This window comes from Acidaminococcus sp. HCP3S3_G9_1 (assembly GCF_052122455.1).
In the GTDB taxonomy this organism is placed as follows: domain Bacteria; phylum Bacillota; class Negativicutes; order Acidaminococcales; family Acidaminococcaceae; genus Acidaminococcus.
On the sequence record NZ_JBQKCH010000004.1, the window covers coordinates 27,793 to 52,831 of the forward strand.

Annotated in this window: 21 protein-coding genes; 1 reads left to right on the plus strand and 20 read right to left on the minus strand. The window is 56.4% G+C overall.

Annotation, left to right across the window (positions count from 1 at the left end; translation table 11 throughout):
* Positions 1-19 precede the first annotated feature (19 nt).
* From ffh to recG, 11 genes are all read right to left on the minus strand, one after another.
* Positions 20-1,366, minus strand: a complete 1,347-nt coding sequence (ffh, locus tag ACTQY1_RS03680) for a signal recognition particle protein (RefSeq protein ID WP_441373794.1) — start codon at positions 1,364-1,366, stop codon at positions 20-22.
* A gap of 2 nt (positions 1,367-1,368) precedes the next feature.
* Complete coding sequence (gene ylxM / locus ACTQY1_RS03685; protein WP_022487039.1) at positions 1,369-1,734, minus strand: YlxM family DNA-binding protein; 366 nt, start codon at positions 1,732-1,734, stop codon at positions 1,369-1,371.
* A gap of 77 nt (positions 1,735-1,811) precedes the next feature.
* A complete protein-coding gene (locus ACTQY1_RS03690; RefSeq protein ID WP_022487040.1) occupies positions 1,812-2,216 on the minus strand; it encodes a hypothetical protein in 405 nt (134 codons plus the stop codon).
* A gap of 12 nt (positions 2,217-2,228) precedes the next feature.
* A complete protein-coding gene (gene thiE / locus ACTQY1_RS03695; protein WP_022487041.1) occupies positions 2,229-2,861 on the minus strand; it encodes a thiamine phosphate synthase in 633 nt (210 codons plus the stop codon).
* Positions 2,862-2,867: 6 nt separating this feature from the next.
* Positions 2,868-3,683, minus strand: a complete 816-nt coding sequence (gene thiD, locus ACTQY1_RS03700) for a bifunctional hydroxymethylpyrimidine kinase/phosphomethylpyrimidine kinase (RefSeq protein WP_154487743.1) — start codon at positions 3,681-3,683, stop codon at positions 2,868-2,870.
* 57 nt (positions 3,684-3,740) lie between these two features.
* Positions 3,741-5,729, minus strand: a complete 1,989-nt coding sequence (gene tkt / locus ACTQY1_RS03705; protein ID WP_441373795.1) for a transketolase — start codon at positions 5,727-5,729, stop codon at positions 3,741-3,743.
* 776 nt (positions 5,730-6,505) lie between these two features.
* Positions 6,506-7,900, minus strand: a complete 1,395-nt coding sequence (locus tag ACTQY1_RS03710; RefSeq protein WP_308664668.1) for an ISLre2 family transposase — start codon at positions 7,898-7,900, stop codon at positions 6,506-6,508.
* Between the two features lie 169 nt (positions 7,901-8,069).
* Positions 8,070-8,921, minus strand: a complete 852-nt coding sequence (locus tag ACTQY1_RS03715; protein WP_441373796.1) for a DMT family transporter — start codon at positions 8,919-8,921, stop codon at positions 8,070-8,072.
* 90 nt (positions 8,922-9,011) lie between these two features.
* Positions 9,012-11,090: an elongation factor G gene (gene fusA / locus ACTQY1_RS03720; protein WP_308664570.1), complete on the minus strand. Its 2,079-nt coding sequence runs from the start codon at positions 11,088-11,090 to the stop codon at positions 9,012-9,014.
* 190 nt (positions 11,091-11,280) lie between these two features.
* Complete coding sequence (locus tag ACTQY1_RS03725; RefSeq protein ID WP_022488101.1) at positions 11,281-12,009, minus strand: TVP38/TMEM64 family protein; 729 nt, start codon at positions 12,007-12,009, stop codon at positions 11,281-11,283.
* 157 nt (positions 12,010-12,166) lie between these two features.
* Positions 12,167-14,230, minus strand: coding sequence for an ATP-dependent DNA helicase RecG (gene recG, locus ACTQY1_RS03730; RefSeq protein ID WP_022488100.1), 2,064 nt, complete (start codon positions 14,228-14,230; stop codon positions 12,167-12,169).
* A 119-nt stretch (positions 14,231-14,349) separates the two neighbouring features.
* Between recG and rpmB the strand changes: the two genes are divergently transcribed.
* Positions 14,350-14,541 (plus strand): 50S ribosomal protein L28, encoded by a 192-nt coding sequence (gene rpmB / locus ACTQY1_RS03735; RefSeq protein ID WP_012937850.1) that lies wholly within the window; start codon positions 14,350-14,352, stop codon positions 14,539-14,541.
* 59 nt (positions 14,542-14,600) lie between these two features.
* Here rpmB and ACTQY1_RS03740 read toward each other — a convergent pair whose 3' ends face one another.
* The 9 genes from ACTQY1_RS03740 to ACTQY1_RS03780 all read right to left on the minus strand — a co-directional run bounded on the left by ACTQY1_RS03740 (position 14,601) and on the right by ACTQY1_RS03780 (position 25,022).
* Positions 14,601-15,032, minus strand: a complete 432-nt coding sequence (locus ACTQY1_RS03740; RefSeq protein WP_154487740.1) for a zinc-ribbon domain-containing protein — start codon at positions 15,030-15,032, stop codon at positions 14,601-14,603.
* Between the two features lie 13 nt (positions 15,033-15,045).
* Positions 15,046-15,528 (minus strand): PTS sugar transporter subunit IIA, encoded by a 483-nt coding sequence (locus tag ACTQY1_RS03745; protein ID WP_022488098.1) that lies wholly within the window; start codon positions 15,526-15,528, stop codon positions 15,046-15,048.
* 81 nt (positions 15,529-15,609) lie between these two features.
* Positions 15,610-17,682 (minus strand): polyribonucleotide nucleotidyltransferase, encoded by a 2,073-nt coding sequence (locus tag ACTQY1_RS03750; RefSeq protein WP_022488097.1) that lies wholly within the window; start codon positions 17,680-17,682, stop codon positions 15,610-15,612.
* Positions 17,683-17,991: 309 nt separating this feature from the next.
* Complete coding sequence (gene sufU, locus ACTQY1_RS03755) at positions 17,992-18,432, minus strand: Fe-S cluster assembly sulfur transfer protein SufU (protein WP_022488096.1); 441 nt, start codon at positions 18,430-18,432, stop codon at positions 17,992-17,994.
* Positions 18,433-18,451: 19 nt separating this feature from the next.
* Complete coding sequence (locus ACTQY1_RS03760; RefSeq protein ID WP_022488095.1) at positions 18,452-19,672, minus strand: aminotransferase class V-fold PLP-dependent enzyme; 1,221 nt, start codon at positions 19,670-19,672, stop codon at positions 18,452-18,454.
* Positions 19,635-20,759: a SufD family Fe-S cluster assembly protein gene (locus tag ACTQY1_RS03765; RefSeq protein ID WP_022488094.1), complete on the minus strand. Its 1,125-nt coding sequence runs from the start codon at positions 20,757-20,759 to the stop codon at positions 19,635-19,637. The genes ACTQY1_RS03760 and ACTQY1_RS03765 overlap by 38 nt, the downstream gene beginning before the upstream one ends.
* A gap of 16 nt (positions 20,760-20,775) precedes the next feature.
* Positions 20,776-22,137: a Fe-S cluster assembly protein SufB gene (sufB, locus tag ACTQY1_RS03770; protein ID WP_195839602.1), complete on the minus strand. Its 1,362-nt coding sequence runs from the start codon at positions 22,135-22,137 to the stop codon at positions 20,776-20,778.
* A gap of 121 nt (positions 22,138-22,258) precedes the next feature.
* The gene (sufC, locus tag ACTQY1_RS03775) at positions 22,259-22,996 is read right to left on the minus strand and encodes a Fe-S cluster assembly ATPase SufC (protein WP_012937842.1); all 738 of its coding nucleotides are present in this window, start codon (positions 22,994-22,996) and stop codon (positions 22,259-22,261) included.
* Positions 22,997-23,621: 625 nt separating this feature from the next.
* Positions 23,622-25,022 (minus strand): GntP family permease, encoded by a 1,401-nt coding sequence (locus tag ACTQY1_RS03780; RefSeq protein ID WP_154487738.1) that lies wholly within the window; start codon positions 25,020-25,022, stop codon positions 23,622-23,624.
* Positions 25,023-25,039: the final 17 nt, after the last annotated feature.

The window sequence follows — 25,039 nt, forward strand, 5'->3', positions numbered from 1 at the left end:
CCTCCTTACCAGATTGGTTTTATTGCATGAAAGGCAGTTTGAATCTGCCTTTCCGTGCATACTTGTTCATACCCTGCATGGTCTTCATGAGCTTCTTGCTCTCTTCGAACTGCTTCAGCAGCCGGTTCACATCCTGGACCCGCTGGCCGCAGCCGGCTGCAATGCGCTTGCGCCGGGACCCGTTGATGATCCGGGGATTCTGCCGCTCCTGAGGCGTCATGGAATAGATGATGGCTTCCAGCCGGCGGACTTCCTTGCCGTCCAGATCCACCCCTTCCAGCTGCTTGGCAAATTTACCCATGCCGGGGATCATGCTGAGAATGGATTCCAGGGACCCCAGTTTCTTGACCTGTTTCATCTGGTCCAGGAACATGTCCAGGGTGAATTCATTCTTCTTCAGAGATTCCGCCATTTTTTTAGCCGAATCCACATCGATGGCTTCCTGAGCCTTTTCGATCAGGGAGAGCACGTCCCCCATGCCCAGGATCCGGGAAGCCATACGGTCAGGATAGAAGGGCTGGAGGGCATCCAGTTTTTCTCCCATCCCCACAAACTTCACCGGGCAGTTGGTCACTGCCTTGACGCTGAGTACGGCGCCCCCACGGGCGTCGCCGTCCAGCTTGGTCACAATCAGCCCTGTAATGCCCAGGGCTTTGTTGAAGGAATCGGCCACCGTAACGGCGTCCTGGCCGGTCATGGCATCCACCACCAGCAAGATTTCGTCCGGATGGACCGCGGCTTTCATGTCTTTCAGCTCATTCATCAGGGTCTCGTCCACATGGAGACGGCCGGCGGTATCGATGAGCACGGTATCGCACAGGAGGGCATTGGCCCGCTTCAGGGATTCTTTGGCGATTTCCACCGGAGAAACCTGGTCTCCCAGAGAGAACACCGGCATATCCAGCTGTTTGCCGATGACTTCCAGCTGGGTAATGGCGGCAGGACGGTACACGTCCCCGGCCACCATCAGCGGCTTCTTCCCGTTTTTCCGCAGGTAGTTGGCCAGCTTGCCCAGAGTGGTGGTCTTGCCGGCGCCCTGGAGCCCCACCAGCATGATTACCGTAGGCGGATTGGCCGCCTGGTTCAGCTTGCTCTGGGTGCCCCCCAGGAGCTCGATGAGCTCCTCATGGACGATTTTCACAATATATTGGCCTGGAGTGAGATTGGGGTCAACCTGCTGCCCCATGGCCCGCTCCTTGATCTTGGCGGTAAATTCTTTGACGACCTTGAAGTTCACATCCGCATCCAGCAGGGCCAGCCGGACTTCCCGGAGGGTCTCTTTCAGATCCTGTTCGGAAACCGTCTTCTGTCCCCGGAGCTTCTGGATGGCTGCCGTCAGTTTGTCGGTTAGGATTTCAAAAGCCATAGTTACCTGCTTTCGTCAATGATGCTTTTCAGGATATCTTCCACCTTCCCCAAACGGGGATCGGTGCTGTCACTGATCCGGCAGGCTTCCAGGAGTTTTACCGCTCCCCGGAGCTTGAACTGCCGTTCCTGATCCTGGTGCAGCAGGTGAAGTCTGTTTTCGTACTTTTCCAGGGTCTGTTCCACACGCCGCAGCAGATCATAGACCGCCTGACGGCTGGTCTGGGTATTTTCCGCGATTTCTCCCAATGACAGGTCATCGTAGAAATACTCTTCCATGATTTTCTGCTGTTTCTCCGTGAGCAGCCCGCCGTAGATGGCATAGAGCTGACCGAACCGAATCCTTTTTTCAAAGCCTTCATCCTGCATGAATATCACCGGGTGCTATTGTACTATAAAGAGAAAAACCTGTCAAGGATTTTTCCTTGACAGGCAAAGTTTTTTTCTCAGAAGAGACTTTCCTGGTCCGGTCCCTTCTTTTTGGGGGCTTTCCGTTCCTCACCGGATTTGGCCGGCTGGGGCGTAAACAGGTCCCGGTCCCCGTAAAGGACTTTTTTCTGGACTTCCAGGTCCTCCTTTTCCCACCGGACTGCATGGCGGGTGTATTTTTTCAAAAGAGGGGACTGAGGATGGGTTTCCTTGTTCAGGTTCACCAGATCATAGGCTTCGGTGATCATCCGGCCCAGGACGGAATTCACACCGTTGGGGCTGCTGTCCCGGACCAGGGCCTGGTATTCCTCATAAAGCTCCGGGTCCTGCTGGAGGAACAGGAACACCTGGTCCGTCAGCTGCCGGGTGAACCGGGACAGGAGCTTCTTCCCCAGTTTTTCCGTTTTCAGGTCGCTTGCCATGGCTGCCTCCCGTCACTGCTGCCGGGCCTGGATTAGGGCCTTCATCCGGCTGACGGCAGCGGTGATGTCAGGAGCTCCCAGAATGGCGCTGATCATGGCACAGCCGGCGGCACCCTGGTCCAGTACTTCCTCCATCCGGTCTTCCTGGATGCCTCCGATGCCTGCAACCGGGATTCGGACCGCCTGGACGATTTTTTCCAGCATCCCGGCAGGCAGCAGGGAGGCATCCTTTTTGCTCCCGGTGGGATACAGGGCCCCCACTCCCAGGTAATCGGCCCCCTGGGCCTGGGCTTCCAGGGCTTCCTCCAGATTGTGAGCGGAAATGCCGATGATGGCGTCCGGCCCCAGAGCCGCCCGGGCCTTCTGGATGGCCTCGTCTTCCTGGCCCAGATGGACACCGTCTGCTTCCAGGATTTTGGCCGCTTCCACATTGTCGTCCACCAGGAAGGGCACCTGGTACTTCCGGCACAGGGCCTTTACCTTTTTCCCTTCCGCCACCAGGTCTTCCAGGCCCAGATGCTTTTCCCGGAGCTGGAGCAGGGTCACCCCGGCCCGGAGGGCTTCCTCCACCGCTTCATAAAAATCCCTGCCCTGGAGACAGTTCCGGTCAGTGACCAGGTACAGGCTCAGATCAAATTTTTTCATGATGCATCACTCCCAGCCGGCATGCCGGTACAGATCCACGAAATGGTGGATGGGCCCGTGGCCCTTGCCCACCGCCAGACCGTTCTGGATGCCCAGGGCCACATAGGCCTTGGCCTTTTCCACGGCTTCCGGAAGTGGCTGACCGGCGGCCAGTTCCGCGGCCAGGGCAGAAGACAGGCTGCAGCCGGTGCCATGGGTATTGGGGTTGTCGAACCGCTGGCCCGGGAACCATTTTCCCTTCAGCCAGTCCCCTTCCCCGGGATACAGAAGGTAGTCATCGGCCGTATCCGCCAGATGGCCGCCTTTCAGCAGCACGGCCCTGGCCCCTTTCTGGCAGATCACCGCCGCGGCCTTTTCCATGTCATCCTGGCTGCGGATGGAAAGGCCGGACAATACTTCTCCTTCCTGCATGTTGGGAGTGATCAGGGTGGCCAGAGGCAGCAGTTTTTCCTGAAGGTCCTTCCGGGCCTCTTTTTCCAGGAGATAGCTGCCGGAAGTGGCCACCATCACCGGATCCACCACCAGCACTTTGGGAGCGTACTCCTCCATTTTCCGGGCAATGGCCCGGATCAAAGCGGAATTGGACACCATCCCTACCTTGACCCCGTCCACCCGGATATCCTGGAATACGGCATCGATCTGGGCTTCCACCACTTCCGGGTCGATGTTCTGGATGGCGGTGACCCCGGTGGTGTTCTGGGCAGTCACGGCAGTGATCACGCTCATGCCGTAGCAGCCATGAGCGGCAAAAGTCTTCAGGTCAGCCTGGATGCCGGCTCCGCCGGAAGAATCCGACCCGGCAATGGTCAACAGATGGAACATGTTTTCTCCTTCTTTCTGAAAAAGGCTGCCGCCTGAGCGACAGCCTTTTTCATCCAATCACTTCAGTTTCTTCACCATTTCCACCACATGGTCCACGGTGAAGCCGAATTCCTTGTAGACGGTCTTGCCGGGAGCGGAAGCACCGAACCGGTCGATGCCCAGGACTCTGTCCTCGCTGCCGGTGTACCGGGCCCAGCCGGTGCGTACTCCGGCTTCCAGGGCGATGGCAGGCACATCCTTGGGCAGGACTTTCTTCTTGTAGGCACTGCTCTGCTGTTCGAACACATCCCAGCTGGGCATGGACACCACATTGACCCCAATGCCTTTTTCTTCCAGGGCTTTCTGGGCATCCAGAGCCAGATGGACTTCACTGCCGGTGGCAATGATCACAGCCTTCACCTTGTCTTTGGCGGAGAGGCTCAGCACATAGGCCCCTTTGGCCGCACCCTTGGCAATGGTCTTTTCATACCCATGGAGCACCGGCAGACCCTGACGGGTGAGCAGCAGGCAGGTGGGCTGCTTCCGGTTTTCGCAGGCGGCTTTCCAGGCCACAGCCGTTTCCAGGGCGTCCGCCGGGCGGAACACGGATACGTTGGGGATCAGCCGCAGGCTCATGGTCTGTTCGATGGGTTCATGGGTGGGCCCGTCTTCCCCTACGAACACGCTGTCATGGGTGTAGACGAACACGCTGCCGATGCCCATGAGAGCCGCCATCCGCACAGCCGGCCGCATGAAGTCGGCGAACACCAGGAAGGTGGCCCCGAAAGGCAGGATACCGCCATGGAGGCACAGACCGTTGACGATGCAGCCCATGGCATGTTCCCGGATGCCGAAGTGGATGTTCCGGCCGGTCCGGTCTTCGGCGGAGAAGAAGCCTTTGCCCTTCATTTCCGTTTTGTTGGAGGGCCCCAGGTCAGCGCTGCCCCCGGTAAGAGCAGGAATCTTGTCAGCCAGCAGCTGGAGTACGGAACCGGAGGCGGCCCGGGTGGCCACACTGTCCGTATCCTTGAAGGCAGCCATCAGGTCTTTCACATCCAGATCCATTTTCCCGTCCAGCCGGTCGGCCAGTTCCTGGGCCAGTTCCGGATAAGCCCGGCCGTAGTCTTCCAGCAGTTTGTTCCAGTCTTCTTCGTTTTTCCGGCACTGGGGCAGTTTGTCCGCAAAATGTTTCTTCACGGCTTCCGGCACCACAAAGGACTGGCTGCCGTCCCAGCCGGCGGCTTCCTTGGTCTTGGCCACGTTTTCCGCCCCCAGGGGTTCCCCGTGGGCACTGGCCATATCCTGCCGGGGGCTGCCGAAGCCGATATGGGTCTTCACGATGATCAGGGACGGTTTCCGGGTTTCCTTCTTGGCGGCTTCGATGGCTTTGACCAAAGCTTCCACATCTTCAGAAGAAGCCACCCGCAGCACCTGCCAGCCATAGGCTTTGAACCGGGCTCCCACATCTTCCCGGAAGGCAATGTCCGTGCTGCCTTCGATGGTGATCTTGTTGTCATCATAGAGGAAGATCAGTTTTCCCAGACCCAGGGTACCGGCCAGAGAAGCGGCCTCAGAAGCCACCCCTTCCATCTGGTCCCCGTCGGAGGTGATGCCGTAGGTGTAATGGTCCACCACCTTGTAGCCTTCCTTGTTGTACCGGGCGGCCATCATTTCTTCCGCCATGGCCAGTCCCACTGCCATGGCAAAGCCGTGGCCCAGAGGACCGGTGGACACATCCACCCCGGGGGTCACACCGTATTCCGGATGGCCCGGAGTCTTGCTGCCCCACTGACGGAAGTTCTTCAGATCTTCCAGGGACAGATCATAGCCGGCCACATGGAGCATGGCATAGAGCAGGGCGCTGCCGTGGCCCGGGGACAGGACGAAACGGTCCCGGTCGAACCAGTTGGGGTTTTCAGGATTGTATTTCATGAACCGGTCCCAAATGGTGTACATCAGGGGCGCGGTTCCCAGAGGAAGGCCCGGGTGACCGGAATTGGCCGCCTGCACCTCATCGATGGACAAAAAACGCAGGGTGTTGATGCTTTCAGTATCAATATTTTGCATGAAAAAAATCCCTCCATAGCGGATGTAAAAAAGTGGTATACACAGTCATTCATTCTGATTATAGGCCATTTGAGGGGGTAACGCAAGGGGTGCTGCTGCATGGTATGTGTCAACAAGTTCTCGGTGAATCCTTCATCGCCGTATAGTTATTCAGAAATGGGGTCAAAAATTTTTTATCGTTGCTTTGAGGTCGACGACGTAGGGGTTTCGCCGCAGGCAAACCCGTCCCGGCCGCCCAGAGGGCAAAAACTTCTATACCCTACACCCGCGAGGGCTCTCCGCCGGGAGGGCAGACCCGTTCGTCCCTGTCGGGAGGCTCACAGCCTATCGCCTTGCCCTAACGGTCAAAGGCAGCGGCTACGGACCAGGAAGCCGGACCCTATCGCCCGCGTGCTCCACCCCAGGAGCGACAACACCCGATGTTGTCCCGCCGACTCCTCCTGGGCCTGCCCTCCCGGCTCCCGGAGAATCGATGTATACTCGTACAAAGTACCAGCAAGGCCGGAGACCAAGTCCGCCCTGCAGGGGCGGGGGACCGGGCTTGCCCGGTGGTGGGGGCATGAGGTCCTGAAAGGACCGAATACCTTGGCGGGGGTACGGTCACACTTTCCAGGGATACAACAACGGAAACTGCAAACCCTGAGGCCTTGCTCTTATCCGTACACTCCATTGTTGTCTGCCGGTCCTGCGAAGTATCGGCTGTCGCCGATGCCCCCACCACCATCCTTGCGGATGGTCCCCCGCCCCTCACAGGGCGGACTTTGGGACCGTTCTTATCACCAGTTCAGTACTGCGGCCAAATATCCCATGGGACTGCTGCTGGGTCCGTAATTGGCAATGCAGCACTGGTGGACACCTACGTGAGGGACAAAGAGCGGTTTTTTCAGGGCTTCCCGCACAGCATTCCGGTACTCTTTCCGGTTTTTCAGCAACATACCGTACAAGTCCCCTGCCAGGGCCTGCTCCAGGTCTCCGTTCTTCAAACCACTGATCACCTTGACCATCGCCAGACCGCCGTCTTTGCTCCAGCGCCGGCCCTGCTTCTTCATCTGGCAGGTGTACGTCCGATGGTTGCTCTCACATGTTCCCAGACCTTTCTGGTACTCTTCCAGTCCTTCCCGCATTGCCAGGGACGTCAGGTATTCCCAGTTCCGCCCCAGGTAAGCCCGCAGTTTCCTGACGTTCTCTTCCTCGTCGGCGTTGCTGGTTTCTCTTTCCAACATGTCCAGGCAGCAGCGGACGTCTTCCAGATTGTGTTTCCAAACCTTGTGATGCAGACGGTCCACCATGCCCCGCTTTCTGACCCACCCAAGCCGCTGACGGATTTTTTCGTTCACATGGTACTGATCCCGGAAATGCTCGTGACGCTGGCTGCCAGCCGCAAGCTCATCGAACACATCCTTTGTGTACCCGCTGCCTCCATCGCTGTTGCTCAAGACAATACATTGGGACAGGTCATAATGGTTGCCCAGGTAGGCCTCCAGCAGCTCCAGCACATGCTTCCGGTCAAAGCCGGCAAAAACGCGGAACCCTGTCAGGATCCGCCTCTTGCCAATCTGCTTTACCACAGTCGCCACCTGGAACCGGTGCATTTCAACACTGCCTTTCGGCTGTGCCTTCATCAGGACACCGTCGCCTTCAATGAACAGGTATTTCGGCTTTTCCAACGATTCCTCGCTGCAGAAAGCCGAATTGGCCTGGGCTTTTTCATGCTGGGCGTACTTGTCTCCCACCGTCCTGACTATCCTGCCTACTGTCTGATGGCTGATATCCAGCGGAGTCAGGGTATTCACTGCCTCAGTCGCAGCCCGATAGACGCTGCCGGCTGCCACTTTGGTTACTGAGTACAGGAGCAACGGAGAATACCGTTGATAAGGTGACAGACCCAGGATATTATCCAAAGGATAGAATGGCTTTCCGCCTTCGCGCCGGACCAGACGGCGGGAAAATGTGACCGTCCCGAACATGCAAAGCACAGTACGCCGGTCAATCCGCAGTACTTCCTGTTTTCCCGCATACTGCCTGGCCATCTCAGCATCGTAAGTCTCCAGAGCCTGGGCGAAAGCCCGGCACTGGAGCTCGATTCCCCGCCGCCAGATCTCTTTTTCCAAAGCCAGCCCGTTGGAACACCTCTTTATTAGGTTGATGAATTCTGATACAATGAAATCCATGGAAGACCTTCTCCTATCTATAGTGTTGGTGTAGAGACTTATACTATATGATGAAGGTCTTCCTTTTTGCAAGTTTATAAGGGTTTATTCATTTTACCGAGAACTATTTTACACTAGGGCTGCATGGACAGCAGCACTGTCAACGGTCATCTGTCAACCGCCCTTCTTCTCACTGTCTCAGCAGCAGCACGCTCCCCAGCACAATCAGGCTGCCGCCCACCCAGGAATACCCAGTCAGGACTTCGCCCCAGAGCAGAGCTCCCGCCAGGATATGGAACAGGATGCCGGTATACATGAGAAAGTTCACCATAGTAGGATGGATGTGGGTGCACCCCCAGGTGAGACACACCTGCCCCATCAGGGCGGACAGGGCCATTTCCAGGATCCATCCCCATTCGGCCCCTGTCGGCAGGGTCCACCGGTCCATACCCATGAGCACCAGTCCTCCCAGAGTGCTGTACAGTTGGAAATACAGCACCAGTTCCGTCTGGGTGTGGCCTCCCCGCTCCGTCATCTTCCCGATGCACACGTAAGCGCTGGCTGCAAAGAAGGCGGACAGGATTCCAAACAGGGCATAAAGGTTGAACGAGTGGAAATTCCACACCTGAAGGACGATGGCCGCTCCCAAGGCGATCACCCCCAGCCAGGGCACCGACCGCTTCTGGAGACTGCCCCGGAGGAAAATCGGGGACAGGAGACACATGAAAAAGGCAGAGAGCTGAGTGAGGATTTCCGCGTCCCCCAGTTTCAATCCATTGAGGCAGTAAAAAAAGAACAGCAGGCAGGCACATCCGAACAGGCCCCGGAGATGGAGCAGCCCCCGGTCCTTCCCGGAAAACACCGGCAGGGTTTCCATCCGGGCCATAAAGGGCAGGAACAGCATCCCCACCAGTCCCCGGAAGAAGGTGATTTCCCCGGTGCCCAGGTGGAGCAGTTTCTTGGCTCCCACATCCATGGTGGTAAAGAACACCGCCGCCAGGATGGAAGCCAGGATGCCCTTTTTTTCAGTAGTCAGTGTCACATCCATTCCTCCTTGTACAATCGATCCCTTTCAGTTTACACAAAAACCGGACCTCCGGCAATGGCCGGCAGGTCCGGTAAACGCATATTTTTACTTTTTGGCGGCTTCTGCCTTGGCTCTGGCTTCAGCAATGATCTTGTCCGCCATCTTGGGAGGCACGTCTTCGTAATGGTCAAACTTCATTTCGAAGGTCCCGGTCCCCTGGGTCAGGGCCCGGAGATCCACAGCGTAATCCAGGATTTCCGCATAGGGCACCTGGGCCTTTACCACAGCCCGGCCGTCTTCTGCAGACTGCATCCCCAGGATCCGTCCCCGTTTGCTGTTCAGGTCGGAAATAATGTCCCCGGTCATCCGTTCGTCACAATACACATCCAGGTTGTAATAGGGTTCCATCAGCACAGGCTTGGACTGTTCCGCCGCTTTCTGGAAGGCCATGTGGGAAGCCACTTTGAAGGCCATTTCCGAAGAGTCCACCGTATGATAGGACCCATCCAGCAGGGTGATCTTCAGATCCACCACCGGATATCCGGCCAGGATCCCGTGTTCCATGGATTCCTTCATGCCCTTTTCCACCGCCGGGATGTACTGCCGGGGCACGGCACCTCCGAAAATCTTGTCCACGAACTCAAAACCGCTTCCCGGAGGCAGAGGTTCCATTTTGATGACCACATGGCCGTACTGGCCGTGGCCCCCGGTCTGTTTCTTGTATTTGCCTTCCACTTCTGCAGAACCCCGGATGGTTTCCCGGTATTCCACCATGGGCGGTTTCAAAACGGCTTCCACCCCGAATTTCCGTTTCATCCGTTCCATCAGGATGTCCAGATGCTGGTCTCCCATGCCGCTGATCAGAGTTTCCTTGGTCACCGGGTTCCGGCTGACGATAAAGGTAGGATCTTCGTCCATGAGCTTGTTCAGAGCCGCCGCAATTTTGTCCTCGTCCCCTTTCTTTTTGGGAGCGATGGCCCGGCTGTACATGGGCAGAGGGTATTCAATGGGTGCAAACTGCACCGGTGCCTCCTTGGCACTCAGGGTATCCCCGGTCATGGTGAACTGGAGACGGGAGATCACCCCGATATCCCCGGCGGTAATGGCCTTCATGGGGATCTGGTTCTTGCCCCGGAGGGTACAGATGGCCCCCACCTTTTCCATTTCATCCCGGCTGGCGTTATACACAGTGCTGTCGGCGTTGATAACCCCGGAGAACACCCGGATGAAGCTCATCCGTCCCACAAAGGGATCGGAGGTGGTCTTGAACACCAGAGCGGCCAGCGGTGCGTTGGAATCCCGCCGTTCCACTTCTCCGGTTTTCAGGTTGGTTACATGGTATTCGTTCAGGATGGCCGGGAAGGTATAGTCCACAATGGCGGACAGGGTCCGGCCCAGGCCGATGTTCTTGAAGGCGGAGCCGCAGAGCACCGGGAAGATGATTCCCTGCCGGATGCCCTTCACCAGACAGCTCATCACTTCTTCATCGGAAATGGTTTCCCCTTCCAGATACCGTTCCATGATTTCGTCATCGGCTTCGACCGCCGCTTCCACCATTTTGTCATGGGCATCCTGGACCCATTCCTTCAGATCAGCAGGGACCTCGATTTCGTCGGCCCCGTTGCCGTTGCCCCGGTAGGCCTTCTGGTTGAACACGTCGATGACCCCGCAGAAATCCGCTTCCTTGCCCAAAGGCAGTTCCAGAGGCAGGATCCGTTTCCCGATCTTGGCCCGGAGATTGTCCAGGATATTGTCGTAATCAGCGTTTTCCCGATCCATTTTGTTCACGAAGATCAGCCGGGGCAGACCTGCTTCTTCCGCCAGCTTCCAGCACTGTTCCGTCCCGATCTGGACCCCGCTGGTGGCGCTGACCACGATCAGCACGCTGTCCACCGCCCGGAAGGCCCCTTTCACTTCCGCCACGAAATCCGCAAACCCCGGGGTATCGATGAAGTTGATCTTCACATCCCGCCATTCCACCGGTGCCAGGGTGGCGCTGACAGAAACCCCTCTTTTGATTTCTTCCGGTTCAAAGTCCGTAGTGGTCTGGCCGTCTTCCACCTTGCACATCCGGCTGATGGCCCCGCTGCGGTAGAGCAGAGCTTCCGTCAGGGAAGTGGTGCCTGCGCCTCCATGACCTACGATTGCCACGTTTCTGATTTTATCACCTGTATACTCTTTCACTGTACAGCCCCCTTTGTTCCGTATGGTGCAGGAGGTACCGCTGCCGAAACAGGGTCCTCAACAAGTCTGATGGTACTCTTTTTCGGGGAAAGACAGCCTTTTTCCTGCTTTTTACAGAAAACTTTTGAAATTCTCCCAAAAGAAAAAGGAATGTGTAACGATAGATACACATTCCTTCTGCAGCTCTTTCTCAGGCCCGACGTTTCCGGTACCGGCTGTACAGCAGCGTTCCGTAGACCAGGAGCACCAGAGTCACCAGGATGGCCAGCCGGTCCATATGCTGGCGGAAATGGACGATGTCGTGGCCCACCACCACTTCCAGGGCCGTGGAGGGCAGTTTCCCGATAAAGGTGGCAATCACATAGTCCCGGAACTTCATCCGGCTGATGGCTCCCAAGCAGGTGAGGATCCCGGAAGGGAAATAGGGCAGGGTCCGTGCCAGTGCCATGGCCACCAGGCCGTTTTCACTGCTCATCTCGTCCAGTTTCTGGAGATTGTTGCTTTTGGCAATGACGGTTTCCGCTGTGGACCGGAGGAAATACCGCATAATGAGGAAACTGAGAATCACCCCCACGCTTTCCGCGGACCAGGATACCAGGATCCCCACCGGCAGCCCGAACACCACCCCATTGGCCGTAGACAGGAAAATGGAGGGAAGACAGCCGGCGGCGTTGATGAACACATCCAGCAGGAAACTGATGACTACGGCCCAGGGGCCGAAGGAGCGGAGAAAGTCCACGGTTTCCTGGATGTTCCCACCCCGGGCCAGGTGGACGATCTGGTGATAGAATCCGGGGTCCAGAAAATGGATCAGGACCAGGACCCCCAACAGCCCGGCAAAAGCCAGAAGTTTGAAAGTCCGTTCCGAACAGCGGTCTTGGGCAGGATATTGCGGTTGTGATTGTACAGGTGCTTCCATGATACGGCTCCTTATGACAAAATCAATGAAAGGTCAATAGTGGATTTTATTTATTATAGCCGGAACTTGTTACAGAAATGAAAACTGCATGTAAAGAAAGGTGAAAGAAGGGGGCCGCTGACAGCGAGGGGAGCTGCACGCAACGTGCAGCTCCACCTTATGCATTGAATATCCTCTCGAACCGTCCGTCGAACTGGGTGGTGGCAGCGGCGCGGATCACTTCCTGGGCCGTGTCCGGGTCTCCCATGGCCCACTGGGCCGCTTTCCGGGCTTCCACCAGGGTATCCGTATCCCGGAGGATGTCCGCTATGTACAGGTCGCTGAGGCCGTGCTGGCGCAGGCCGAAGAACTGGCCGGCCCCCCGGAGTTCCAGATCCTTTTCCGCCAGCAGGAACCCGTCGCTGCAGCTGCGCATGATCTGGAGCCGTTCCAGGGTCACCGGATTGGTGGAAGCGGTAAGCAGCACGCAGTAGGACTGGGCGCTGCCCCGTCCTACCCGGCCCCGGAGCTGGTGCATCTGGGCCAGGCCGAACCGGTCCGCTCCCTCGATGACCATCAGTGTGGCATTGGGCACGTTCACCCCCACTTCCACCACCGTAGTGGTGATCAGCACCTTGGTTTCGTTCCGGGCGAAACTTTCCATCACCGCATCCTTTTCTTCCGGCTTCAGACGGCCGTGGAGGAGCCCGCAGGGGATCCCCTTCAGATAGGTGGAAGTCAGTTCCTCGTAGAGTTCTTCCGCCGCCTTGGCGTCCACCCCTTCGCTTTCCTCGATCAGGGGGCACACCACATAGGCCTGGTGGCCTTCCTGGATCTGATGGACCATCCCCTGGTACACTGCCGGCCGTTTGTCCTCGGTGTAGCACAGGGTCCGGACCGGTTTCCGTCCCGGGGGCATTCCTTTCATCAGGGACACGTCCAGGTCCCCGTACACGGTGAGAGCCAGAGTCCGGGGAATCGGGGTGGCGGTCATCACCAGCACATGGGGCGCATACTGGCTCTTGGCCTGGAGTTTGGCCCGCTGGGCCACCCCGAACCGGTGCTGTTCGTCCGTAATGGCCAGGGCCAGGGAATGGAACACCACCTTGTCCTGGATCAGGGCGTAGGTCCCCACCACTGCCTGGATGGAGCCGTCTGCCAGGCCTTCCAGCACCTGACGGCGTTTTTTGGCAGTCAGGCCTCCGGTCAAAAGGGCCGTCCGGATTCCGGCCGGTTCCAGCACCTTCTGCATTTCCTGGTAATGCTGTTCCGCCAGGATCTCTGTAGGAGCCATGAGACAGCCTTGGTAGCCGTTTTCCACTGCTTTGGCCAGGGCCAGAAGGGCCAGGGCCGTCTTCCCGGAGCCTACATCCCCCTGGACCAGCCGGTTCATGGGTTCCGGGCTCTGCATGTCGTCGTCGATTTCCTGCCAGGCTTTTTTCTGGCTGTCGGTAAGCGCAAAGCCCAGACCTTCCCGTACCTTCTGCACCAGCTCTCCGGACCGGGCCATCTTGATGCCCCGGCTGTCCTTCTTGATTTCCACCCGGTGATGGAGCAGCCCGCACTGGAGAAAGAACAGCTCTTCAAAAATCAGCCGCTGCCGGGCCTTTTCCAGCAGTTCCGGACTTTTGGGAAAGTGAATGTTCTCCAGGGCTTCCAGCCGGGGCAGGAAATGCTTGGCCTGGAGGATCTTTTCCGGCAGGCACTCCGGCAGTTCCTTCCGGGCCAGGGCCAGAGCCTGGCGCACCGCCCCCCGGACCTGGTTCTGGGTCAGGCTGCCGGTCAGGGCATAAGTGGGCAGGATGCCGGGGGCCTCCGCCTTTTCATCCTTTACATGGGACAGACTGGCGCTGGTGACACTTTTGGCGGTGCGGCCCAGGTTCACCTTGCCGATGACCAGCACCTCATCTCCGGTATGGTACACCCGGGTCATGTAGGTCTGTGCCCCGAACAGGACGATTTCCGCAAAGCCCGTGCCGTCCCCCAGGGTAATGGTGGCGTATTTCATGTTCCGGGCACTCCGCCGGTTGTTCAGCCGGACGATGGTCCCCCGGAACAGCTGCATTTCCCCACCGGTGGTCAGTTCTCCGATGGTCCGGATGTGGGAATAATCCAGATAGCAGCCCTGCCGGGGAAAATGATTCAGCAGGTCGCCGATGGTCTCTACGTTGATATTTGCGAATTCCAGGGCCTTTTTGGGCCCGATGCCTTTGAGTTTGCTTACAGGTTCCTGCCACCACATGGTCATTTTCTCCTTTTCTCATGGTTTTCTACTTGCAATTATAATCCAATTTGTGTTAAAATAGCTACATTGAGTTTTAAAAATAAAGCATTGCCTTATAACTTGAAGGAGGTGGGACCATGGCATGCATCTGTGAAATCTGCAACAAAGGTGAGCTGTCCGGCAACAACGTCAGCCATTCCAATAGACATGTAAAACGTTCTTGGAAACCTAACGTTCAAAAGGTTAAAGCGGTGGTAGACGGTGAAGTGAAGAGCATCAACGTGTGCACTCGCTGCTTACGTTCCGGCAAGGTAACCCGCGCCATCTAAGCTATAGGTTACAACATAAAAAAGCTGACTGCTTCGGCAGCCAGCTTTTTTGTTTCTCTCTACAGCTTCGCCCCGCAGAAGGGGCAAAAGGCCACGTTTTTGGGCAGCGCTGCATGACACTGGGGACAAATCCGCTGATCCAGGTAAGCCTGGGCCTTTTCCTCGAACAGGGCCACAAATTTATCCGTTTCCCGGTTCTGGGGCTTCAGGCTGTACACTTCCATGCGTTTTTTGTGGATGTCCACGATTACATTGCAGCCCTGTTCCAAAGGCTGTACGGCAAAAACGATTTCCTTCCGTTTGGGTTTCCCGAACAGGAAGGATTTTTCTTCCGACACCAGGGAGCCGTTCAGCAGCATCCCGGCATCATCCTGTTTTTCGATTTCCACTTCCATTTCCCGGCATACCTGAAGCCCCAGTTCCCAGGCCACTGCCGGTGCCAGGTTGTAGACCTGTTCCACAAAACTTCCGCCGCTGCCGTTTACTTTCATGGTTCCTTCCCCCTCAGTTCAGGGTAATGGTCAGGACAATGTCCTTACCGGCCGCCACCGGTCCTGACTGTGCCTTTTCCATCTTCCCCACCTTATCCCCATTGGTGATCACCATGGGGGTAGTCAGATTGCAGCCGCAGCTTCCCAGTTTCTCCCGGTCGAATTCGATCAGAGGCTGGCCGGCCTTTACCTTGTCCCCGGTTTTAACCAGGGCCTTGAAGCCCGCCCCATTCTGGGCCACCGTATTGAGTCCCACATGGAGCAGGATTTCCAGTCCGTGGCCTTCCGTGAGGGCAATGGCATGGGCCGTATCCGGCACATAGGAAATGGTTCCGTCACAGGGGGCTGCCAGCCGTCCTTCTTCCGGCCGTACCGCCACCCCGTCTCCCAGCATTTTCTGGGCAAAAGCCTTGTCCGGCACCTGATCCAGGGACACCAGTTCCCCGGTCAAAGGAGCCAGCAAGGTCACTTTCGTCTTTCTGAAAAACAATCCCATAGTATGATCTCCTTGTTTCCTGTGTGTACCATATTATTGTAACATGAAAAAAGGGGTGCTGCACAGCAGCACCCTTTTTTCTTATTTCAAGCAGGCTTTCCGGGACAGGTTCAGCCGTCCTTTGGAGTCGATTTCCACCAGCTTCACGACGATTTCGTCGCCTACGCTGACTACATCTTCCACTTTTTCCACCCGTTCCTTGGCCAGCTGGGAAATGTGCACCAGCCCTTCCCGGCCGGGCATGAATTCCACAAAGGCCCCGAAGTTCATGATCCGGGTGACTTTGCCGGTGTACACCTTGCCCACTTCCGGTTCTGCCGTGATGTCCTGGATGGTCTTGATGGCCGCATCGGCGGATGCGCTGTCGGCGGCGGCAATGTACACGGTACCGTCATCGTTGATGTCGATCTGGGCACCGGTATCTTCCACGATCTTCTTGATCACCTTGCCCCCAGGTCCGATGATGTCTTTGATCTTCTCCGGGTTCACCTTAATGGTGGTGATCTTGGGTGCGTATTTCTTCAGCTGCTTCCGGGGTTCGGAGATGCATTCCAGCATCTTGCCCAGGATGAAGGCACGGCCTTTCTTGGCCTGGGCCAGGGCCGCCTGGAGGATGTCTTTGGTCAGGCCGTCCACCTTGATGTCCATCTGGATGGCGGTGATACCCTTGGAGGTACCAGCTACCTTGAAGTCCATATCCCCGTTGGCGTCTTCCAGGCCCTGGATATCGGTAAGGATGGTGAAGTTTTCTCCTTCCTTCACCAGGCCCATGGCCACCCCGGATACCGGAGCTTTAATGGGCACGCCGGCATCCATCAGGGACAGGGTGCTGGCACAGGTGCTGGCCATGGAGGAAGAACCGTTGGATTCCAGCACTTCAGAAACCAGCCGGATGGTATAGGGGAATTCCTCTTCCGAAGGAATCACCGGCAGGAGAGCCCGTTCCGCCAGCGCCCCGTGACCGATTTCCCGACGGCCCGGGCTGCGCAGAGGTTTGGTTTCGCCCACACTGTAAGGCGGGAAGTTGTAATGGTGGATGTACCGTTTCTGGATGTCCCCGGCCAGGGTTTCCAGGTTCTGGGCTTCCCGGAGCGGAGCCAGGGCCAGGCAGTTGAGCACCTGGGTCTGTCCCCGGGTGAACAGGCTGCAGCCGTGAGGACGGGCCAGGAGCCCCACTTCACAGCTGATGGGACGGACTTCATCCAGGGCACGGCCGTCCGGACGGATCTTGTCCACGGTGATGATGTGCCGGAACACCCGTTTCACCAGTTTGGCCACCACATGGGCAATATCGATTTCATTGTCCGGATACAGTTCCGTAAAGTGGGCCAGGATTTCCTCCTTGGCTTCGCTGACCATTTTGTCCCGGTGCAGCTTGTCCGGATCCATCAGGGCATCGTGGATCTTGGGTTCCCCATAGGCTTCGATTTCCTGGGCCAGTTCTGCGGGGGGAGTGTAGACTTCGAAGTCCATTTTGGGCTTGCCCACTTCGGCCTGGATCTTTTCCTGGAATTCCACCAGTTTCTTGATTTCGCCGTGCGCAAACCAGATGGCATCCAGCATCACTTCTTCAGAAACTTCCTTGGCGCCGGCTTCCACCATCAGGATGGCGTCTTTGGTACCGGCCACTGCCAGGTTCAGTTCGCTGACCTTGGCCTGTTCCACAGTGGGTTCCACAATGAACTGGCCATCGATGAGGCCTACCCGGACCCCGGCGATGGGGCCTTCAAAGGGGATATCAGAAATGGACAGGGCACAGGAAGCGCCGATCATGGCCGGAATGTCCGGGGCATTGTCCGGATCCACGGAAACTGCCGTGCACACGATCTGTACATCGTTGTGGTAGCCGTCCGGGAACATAGGCCGAATGGGCCGGTCGATGAGCCGGGACGTGAGGATGGCCGTTTCTGCCGGCCGCCCTTCTCTCCGCAGGAACCCGCCGGGGATCTTGCCCACTGCGTACATCTTTTCTTCGAAATCCACTGTCAGCGGGAAGAAATCCACCCCTTCCCTGGGGGTATCGGTACCCGTCACAGCCACCACTACAGCCGTTTCGCCGTAGCGGACCAGAACAGCGCCATTGGCCTGTTTGGCAATCTTCCCCGTTTCAATGGTAAGGGTCCGACCTCCAAAATCCGTGCTAAAACTATGCATCCTCTGCATCCTCCTTATGTTTCACTCTTGACATTATGGGTAGATTATACTACACCAGCGGGGAAAAAGCTATAAAAAAGAGGGCTTTGCCCTCTTTTGTCAATTGTCAACAGTCAATTGTCAATGGCTAAATGATAAAATTTGCCAAAGCAAATTTTTGAATATGGTATACCAACCTTTTCAAAGAATACTTGTTTCCTCATCAAATATCCTATGGATTGCCAAATAAAAAAGAACCCGTCCAACAAGGCGGGTTCTTTTCTCTGGCAATTGACCATTGACAGGGCCATTGTGCTGCGAAACAGCACCTTATTTATTCTCTTCCTTCTCCAAAGCATCCTTCAGGGTATGCCAGGCCAGGACGGCGCATTTTACCCGGGCGGGCATGTTGGAGATATTTTTCAGGGCGATGGCGTCGTCCAGTTCTTCCAGTTTCCCGTCATCGGTTTCTTCCCGCTTGATCATGGCCAGGAACAGATCCACCAGACGGAGGGCTTCCTTGACGGATTTCCCCCGGATCAGGTCGATCATGATATCCGTGGAGGCCTGGCTGATGGCGCAGCCGTGGCCGGTGTAGGCGGCATCTTTGATGATCCCGTCCTGGATATCCGCCTGGAGGGTAATGTCATCCCCGCAGCTGGGGTTGTGGCCGTGTTCCTGGAGATTGTGGGGATCCAGCTCATGTTTGTTGGCCTGGTCCTGGTTGTGCTCCAGAATAATGTCAGAGTACAGTTGGTTCATGTCTTCCATTATCATTCACCTGTTTCCATCAATCTTTGAAGCCCATGACTTTCCGGACTTCCGGCAGTTTGGACAGGAAGTAATCCACTTCTTCCAGGGTATTGTAGATATAGAAGCTGACCCGGTTGGAAGCTTCCACATGGAGATGAGCTCCCAGAGGCTGGGCACAGTGGTGGCCGCTGCGGATGGCAATGCCGAAGCTGTCCAGGATGGTAGCCGCATCGTGGGGATGGACCCCGTCGATGGTGAAGGAGATCACCCCTGTCTTTTCCTTGGGATCGGTGCTGCCGATAATGTGGATGTGGGGCATTTTCAGCATCCCTGCCAGGCACCGGTCGGTCAGCTCCCGTTCGTGTTCTTCCACCTTATCCATGCCGATGTCATCCAGGTAGTCGATGGCCGCATGGAGGGCCACGGCTCCTTCCACGTTCTGGGACCCGGCTTCGAACTTGTAGGGCAGTTCATTGAAGCTGGTGGTCTGTTCCTGGACGTATTCGATCATGTCCCCACCCAGCAGGAAAGGTTCCATTTCTTCCAGCAGAGCCTTTTTCCCGTACACCACACCGGTGCCGGTGGAACCCAGCATCTTGTGGCCGGAGAATACATAAAAGTCGCAGTCCAGATCCTGGACATCGGTCTTCATGTGAGGAGTGGACTGAGCCCCGTCCACAATGGCAATGGCCCCCACTTTGTGGGCCCGTTCCACCACTTCCTTCACCGGCCGCACCATGCCCAGCACGTTGCTCACCGCAGCAAAGGAAACAATCTTGGTCCGTTCATCGATCTTGGCCAGATCCTCTTCCGTAAAGTGCCCGGTTTCATCCAGGTACATGTAAACCAGTTCCGCTCCGGTCTTCCGGCAGGCTCTCTGCCAGGGCACCAGGTTGGAATGGTGTTCGGAAATGGGGATCACCACTTTATCCCCCGGTTTCAGATGGGTTTCCCCGTAGCTCCGGGCAATCAGGTTCAGCCCTTCGGTGGAGTTCCGCACAAAGATCACTTCTTCGAAGTGCTTGGCGTTGATGAACTTCCGGACTGCTTCCCGGGCCTGATCATACAGTTCCCCGGCTTCGATGGACAGCACATGGGCCCCCCGGTGAGGGTTCCCGTTGTGATGTTCCAGCAGATCCACCATGGCGTGGATCACCTGATAGGGCTTCTGGGTGGTGGCTGCATTGTCCAGGTACACCAGAGGATGTCCATTGTGGACTTTAGTCAAGATGGGGAAATCTCTGCGTACATTTATCATGGCAATTTCCTTTCTGGTGGCAGAACTGCATCTTCGTCCGTACAGCCTGGAGCGCCTTGTTTTCCAGTGTTTCATCTCCCAGCTGGTCGATGACAGGACGGATGTTGCTTTCCACGATGATCAGCTGGGCCCCGGCTTCATTGAAGCCCCGGCTCATGAGATAGAACAGCATGTCCTGGTCGATCTGGCCGGAACTGGAAGCATGGTTGCCCACCACATCGTCCTCCTTGCACAACAGCAGAGGCACGGAAATGGAGTGGACGCCTTTGTTCAGCAGCAGGCACACGTCAGATTCGTTGCCCACCGCCTTCTTGCCGCCCCGGAGGAAGTCGATGGTCCCCCGGAAATATTTCCTGCTGGTGCCCATAAGGGCCCCGGTGGTCAGGATATCCGTATCGGTCTTGCAGCCCTTGTTGGGCACCCAGTAGGAGTAGTCGAACAGCTGATCATCGCTGCCCAGATACATGGAAGCGCTCTTGAACCGGGCTTCATCATGATCCAGGTCCGTGCGGACATACACCAGGTTCTGATGGCCCCCCACTTCGGCGCTGACGAACTTCACCTGGGATTCTTTCCCTTCCCGGGTCAGCCGCTGGTCGATGTGCCGGACCTTCTCCCCATGGATTTGGACCTTGCTGATGGTAACCTGGGCGCCGTCTCCGGCTTCCACAAACTGGAGCAGGTTCACCAGCCCGTTTTCTCCGTCACCGTCAAACAGTTCATACACATGGAGACGGCTGTTCTTCCCGGCCTGGATCTTCAGCTGGCCCACCAGGCGGGGCACATCCTCGGTGACTGTGTAGGTGACCCATACAGAGGCTTCTTCCCCATCGGCCACCGTAACGCTGCAGTTCACATTGCCGCCTTTTTGGGCTTCTGCCAGGGCTTCCCGGCTGGCTCCCTGGAAATCTCCCAGATCCGGCAGCCGGTTTCCCTCATAGGTTTCCACCTGGACGTTCCCTTCCTGGCGCACCGCCAGTTCCACCGGTTTCAGGTCCTGGGCCGCCAGGGGATCCAGTTCCAGATGGTTCACTTTCATCCACCGGAAGGTGGGACGCGGAAGTTCATTGAATTGTTCTTTGGTCATAATCTCCGCCTCCCTTTTACATGGAACCTTTCAGTTCCAGATTGATCAGATTGTTCATTTCTACAGCATATTCCAGAGGCAGGGCCTTGGAAACAGGGTCCACAAAGCCCCGTACCAGCATGGCCCGGGCTTCGTCCTCACTAAGGCCCCGGCTCATCAGGTAGAAGATGGCTTCGTCAGAGATCCGGCCGATCTTGGCTTCATGGCCCAGGTCCACATTGTCGTTCTTGATCACAATGGCCGGAATGGTATCGGACTGGGACTGTTCATCCAGCATCAGGGATTCGCAGCTTACGTTGGATTTGGACCCTTCGGCACATTCGTTGATCACCACGCTGCCCCGGTAGATGCACACCCCGCCGTCCTTGGAAATGGACTTGGAGTTAATGTTGCTGGTGGTGTGGGGAGCATTGTGGACCACCTTGGACCCGGTGTCCAGGTACTGACCCTTGCCGGCAAAGGTGACCCCGGTGAATTCACAGTGGGCCCCTTCCCCGTTGAGGATGCTCATGGGGTACAGGCAGGAGGTGTGGGACCCGAAGGACCCGGTGACCCAGTTGATGGTACCGTTTTTCCCTACAATGGCCCGTTTGGTGTTCATGTTGTACATGTTCTTGGACCAGTTTTCAATGGTGGAATAGGTCAGGGTGGCGTCATCCCCGATGAACAGTTCCACCGCCCCGGCGTGGAGGTTGGCCACGTTGTACTTGGGGGCGGAGCAGCCTTCGATGAAATGGACCTTGGCGCCCTTTTCCACAATGATCATGGTATGTTCGAACTGACCGGCTCCCGGTGCGTTCAGCCGGAAATAGCTCTGGAGGGGAATGGACACGTCCACCCCTTCCGGCACGTACACAAAGGATCCGCCGGACCATACTGCCCCATGGAGGGCGGCGAACTTGTGGTCCGTGGGAGGAATCAGCTTCATGAAATGCTTCCGGACAATGTCTTCATATTTTTTCACAGCCGTATCGAAGTCGGTGTAGATGACACCCTGCTTTACCAGTTCGTCCTGGATGCTGTGGTACACCACTTCGGAGTCATACTGGGCTCCCACCCCGGCCAGGGAGGTCTTTTCCGCTTCCGGGATTCCCAGACGGTCAAAGGTGTCCTTGATGTCTTCCGGCAGATCGTTCCAGTTGGCACTCATCCGGGCATTGGGGCGTACGTAAGTGACGATGTTGGCCATATCCAGGCCGCTGATGTCCGGACCCCATTCCGGGTAGGGGATCTGATAGTACAGATCCAGGGATTTCAGACGGGCATCCAGCATCCACTTGGGTTCATTCTTCTTGGAAGAAATCTCCCGGACCACATCAGGAGTCAGGCCGGCTTCCGTCTTGTATTCGTGGTTGGAGTCCTTCTTGAAATCATACATATTGCTGAAATCCGTCAGGGCGTCAATGGTCTTCCGTTCCTTCTGGAGTTTCTGTTCGTCAGCCGCGGTTTCCCGGGCCAGCGTATCTTTTTTCTCTTCCGTCATTCTGCTCACCCGCCTGTTATTTCTTGTAAGCGTCGTAGCCGTTGGCTTCGATTTCCCCGATCAGGGAAGCATCGCCGGTCTTGACGATCCGGCCGTTGATCAGCACATGGACCACATCCGGATGGAGCTTCTGGAGGATTTCGCTGTGGTGGGTGATGATCAACAGGGAGTTGTTTTCGTCATGATACTTGTTTACAGCCTGGGAAACGATCCGTACCGCATCCACGTCCAGACCGGAGTCGATTTCATCCAGCAGGGTCAGTTTCGGTTCCAGCATGCACATCTGGAGAATTTCATTTTTCTTCCGTTCCCCGCCGGAAAAGCCGTCATTCACATACCGTTCCGCATAGCTCCGGTCCATGGACAGAGCGTCCATTTCCTGATGGAGTTTTTTCCGGAAGGGCATGATCCGCTGTTTTTCCCCGGAAATGGTGCCCTTGGCATTGCGGATGAAGTTTTCCACAGTGATCCCCTGGACGGAGATGGGAGCCTGGAAGGCCATGAAGATCCCGGCCTTGGCTCTTTCATTCACCGGTTCGTGGGTGATTTCCTTGCCTTCAAAATAAATGTGGCCTTCGGTCACAACGTATTTGGGGTTGCCCATAATGGTGTTGAACAGGGTGGATTTGCCGGCACCGTTGGAGCCCATGATCACATGAGTTTCGCCTTTGTTGATGACCAGATCCAGGCCTTTCAGGATTTCCTTACCTTCAACGGCAACTTTCAATCCTTCCACGCGTAATAATTCACTCATACTAACCTCTCCTACCCACAGGCCCTTCAACGCCTGTGTACTGAATTTGTATCTTGCTGTATCTTACCGCTCCGGATCCCTGCCCTGCGCATGGGAACGGGTCCGGGGGAAATAAGAATAGGGATCGGATTTCCGGTTCTACTGTAATCAAAAAATATTCACCTGAAATCCTTTCCCTATTATAAATGATTTTCTCCAGTTCCACAATATATCATAGTGCAAACAGGGGAATTTTTTTGTGATTTTTGAAAAGGTTTTTGTTACGGGTGAAACAGAAAAAGGGGGTGTGAGAAAAAATCCACACCCCCGGTCGCAGGTCGCGACCCGCGACCAAAAGGGGATGTTGCATGTTCTGTGCAACACCCCAGGTCTCATGAGCCGCATAGCGGCTCGGTCTCGAGTCTCTAGTCTCGAGCCGAATGAAAAATTTGCAGGCAAATTTTTGAACGTATTAAATCTGACCCGTTCTCGATGAGATATCCGTTTCTATATCCAGTACGACCCTGGTTCTGTACCTTCAAAAGAACCTGGCTGAAGGACAGGTTCTATCCAATGGCCCGAGACTCACAACTGGAGACCCGAGACCTCAAAAAGGGGCTGTTGCATATGCAACAGCCCCTTTTGCTTACCCCAGAATCAGATACAAAATATACACATTGATCATAGCGGCAATACCGGTTACCAGGGTTCCCATGGTCTGGGCCCGGTAGCCGTCCTGGACCTCCATGTCCCCGAAGTTGGTGACCACCCAGAAATAGGAGTCATTGGCATGGGACACGGTCATGGCACCGGCGCCGATGGCGATAACCGTCATGGCGGCCATCATGGGTGTACCCAGTCCCAGGGTCCCCATCAAGGGCGCCATGATCCCGGCGGTGGTGGTAATGGCCACAGTGGAAGAGCCCTGGGCCGTCTTCAGGATGGCGGACAGCAGGAAGGGGAAGAAAATCCCCAGGTTGGCCAGAGTGTTGGAATTGGCTTTGATGAAGGCCACCATGCTGGTGGAGGCAATGACCTTGCCCAACACCCCGCCGGCGGCGGTGATGAACAGGATGGGTCCCACCACTTTCAGGGTATCATTGGTAATATCGTAGAAAGCCTTCATTTTGTCCGGAATGGTGCTCTGCATCAGCACCAGGATCCCCAGGAGCACACCCACGCTGATGGCGATGATGGGAGTCCCCAGGAAGGTGATTACGTCCGTTTTGGTGCCGGCCATGGCCATGGCACTGGACAGTCCCATGAGGATGATGGGGACCACAATGGGAGCAAAGCTCATGAACGCACTGGGCAGCTGGCCATAGCTTTTAATCAGGTCTTCATAGGTCTGCTGGGTTTCAGCCGGGTCGGCACTTTCCGCCCGTTCTTCCTTGGATTTCACTTTGGTGCCGATGTAGTTGGCATAGAAGTACGCGGCGATCATGGGCAGGATGGAGGACGCGGTGCCCAGCCCGATAATCAGGATCAGGTTGGGTTCCAGGCCCATCCCTTCATAAATGGTGTTGGCGGCTGCAATGGGCCCCGGTGTGGGCGGAATGAAGCAGTGGGAAATATACAGCCCCATGGACATGGCCACGGCGGTGGCTACGGCAGAGCAGTGGGTCCGGCGGACCAGCGCCTTCCGGATGGGGTTCAGGATGACGAACCCGCTGTCACAGAACACGGGAATGGATACGATCCACCCCATGATCAGTACGGCCAGACTGGTATTGTTCTTCCCTACCAGACGGACCACACAGTCGGCCATTTTCAGGGCCGCCCCTGTTTTTTCCAGAATGGTGCCGATCAGGGCCCCCATAATGATCACAATGCCGATGCTGGTAAAGGTACCGGCGAATCCGGCACTGACCACATCAGCAATCCCCAGCACTTTCCCATGCTTCACCAGAGGAATCCCGCCGATCAGGCCGAAGATCACGGAAACTCCCAGGATTGCCAGGAAAGGATGGATGCGGAATTTGGAAATGGCTATGATCATAACGATAATGGCAATGACAAAAGCAAAAATCAACGGTAAGCCTGTCAATTTCCTCACATCCCCTC

What these genes read in the sequence shown, in the direction of transcription:
- ffh (WP_441373794.1), bottom strand. Translation starts at nt 1,366, where the DNA reads ATGGCTTTTGAAATCCTAACCGACAAACTGACGGCAGCCATCCAGAAG.
- ylxM (WP_022487039.1), bottom strand. Translation starts at nt 1,734, where the DNA reads ATGCAGGATGAAGGCTTTGAAAAAAGGATTCGGTTCGGTCAGCTCTAT.
- ACTQY1_RS03690 (WP_022487040.1), bottom strand. Translation starts at nt 2,216, where the DNA reads ATGGCAAGCGACCTGAAAACGGAAAAACTGGGGAAGAAGCTCCTGTCC.
- thiE (WP_022487041.1), bottom strand. Translation starts at nt 2,861, where the DNA reads ATGAAAAAATTTGATCTGAGCCTGTACCTGGTCACTGACCGGAACTGT.
- thiD (WP_154487743.1), bottom strand. Translation starts at nt 3,683, where the DNA reads ATGTTCCATCTGTTGACCATTGCCGGGTCGGATTCTTCCGGCGGAGCC.
- tkt (WP_441373795.1), bottom strand. Translation starts at nt 5,729, where the DNA reads ATGCAAAATATTGATACTGAAAGCATCAACACCCTGCGTTTTTTGTCC.
- ACTQY1_RS03710 (WP_308664668.1), bottom strand. Translation starts at nt 7,900, where the DNA reads ATGGATTTCATTGTATCAGAATTCATCAACCTAATAAAGAGGTGTTCC.
- ACTQY1_RS03725 (WP_022488101.1), bottom strand. Translation starts at nt 12,009, where the DNA reads ATGGAAGCACCTGTACAATCACAACCGCAATATCCTGCCCAAGACCGC.
- recG (WP_022488100.1), bottom strand. Translation starts at nt 14,230, where the DNA reads ATGTGGTGGCAGGAACCTGTAAGCAAACTCAAAGGCATCGGGCCCAAA.
- rpmB (WP_012937850.1), top strand. Translation starts at nt 14,350, where the DNA reads ATGGCATGCATCTGTGAAATCTGCAACAAAGGTGAGCTGTCCGGCAAC.
- ACTQY1_RS03740 (WP_154487740.1), bottom strand. Translation starts at nt 15,032, where the DNA reads ATGAAAGTAAACGGCAGCGGCGGAAGTTTTGTGGAACAGGTCTACAAC.
- ACTQY1_RS03745 (WP_022488098.1), bottom strand. Translation starts at nt 15,528, where the DNA reads ATGGGATTGTTTTTCAGAAAGACGAAAGTGACCTTGCTGGCTCCTTTG.
- ACTQY1_RS03750 (WP_022488097.1), bottom strand. Translation starts at nt 17,682, where the DNA reads ATGCATAGTTTTAGCACGGATTTTGGAGGTCGGACCCTTACCATTGAA.
- sufU (WP_022488096.1), bottom strand. Translation starts at nt 18,432, where the DNA reads ATGGAAGACATGAACCAACTGTACTCTGACATTATTCTGGAGCACAAC.
- ACTQY1_RS03760 (WP_022488095.1), bottom strand. Translation starts at nt 19,672, where the DNA reads ATGATAAATGTACGCAGAGATTTCCCCATCTTGACTAAAGTCCACAAT.
- ACTQY1_RS03765 (WP_022488094.1), bottom strand. Translation starts at nt 20,759, where the DNA reads ATGACCAAAGAACAATTCAATGAACTTCCGCGTCCCACCTTCCGGTGG.
- sufB (WP_195839602.1), bottom strand. Translation starts at nt 22,137, where the DNA reads ATGTATGATTTCAAGAAGGACTCCAACCACGAATACAAGACGGAAGCC.
- sufC (WP_012937842.1), bottom strand. Translation starts at nt 22,996, where the DNA reads ATGAGTGAATTATTACGCGTGGAAGGATTGAAAGTTGCCGTTGAAGGT.